The sequence below is a fragment of the Vibrio sp. 704 genome (assembly GCF_033339295.1).
Genome location: NZ_JAWOUH010001014.1, coordinates 1 through 519, shown reverse-complemented (window position 1 = coordinate 519; position 519 = coordinate 1). Strand labels below are relative to the sequence as shown.

Annotated in this window: 1 protein-coding gene; it reads left to right on the top strand. The window is 47.8% G+C overall.

All coding sequences use genetic code 11. The features are described 5' to 3' along the window. Positions 1-480 (top strand): response regulator transcription factor (locus R7R24_RS30400; protein ID WP_318120676.1); only part of this gene is annotated, 480 nt, incomplete at its 5' end. Positions 481-519: the final 39 nt, after the last annotated feature.

Below are 519 nucleotides of genomic sequence, written 5' to 3'. Positions count from 1 at the left end.
CTGCGCGATGCGGGTAATAACACTCCGGTGTTGATGCTGACTGCACTTGATAGCCGAGACGACATGCTCAAAGGCTTCCAACACGGCGCCGACGACTACCTCACCAAACCGTTTGATCTCGATATTCTTGAAGCACGCATGACTGCATTGATTAAACGCTATCGCGGTACGGTTGCATCAACCAAACTCCAGTATGGCGAAGTGTCTATCGATCAAAAAACGCATCAAGCGTACCGTCAAGATAAGCTGTTGGCGTTGAATCCAACCACGTACACTATTCTAGAAATGCTGGTCAAAAATGCCCCCGAAGTTGTGACGCGTGAAGAAATCGCATTCCGCTTATGGCAAGAAAATGAGCCAAACAATGACGTTTTGCGCAGCCACATTTATCAACTGCGCGGTCAACTCGATAAACCCTTTGAAGAACATTTATTGAAAACCATCCCTAAAGTCGGCTTCCGCTTGGAGCCGGGGGCATGATTCGCCGCTTATTTAACAACACACAAAGCTTAACTGGAC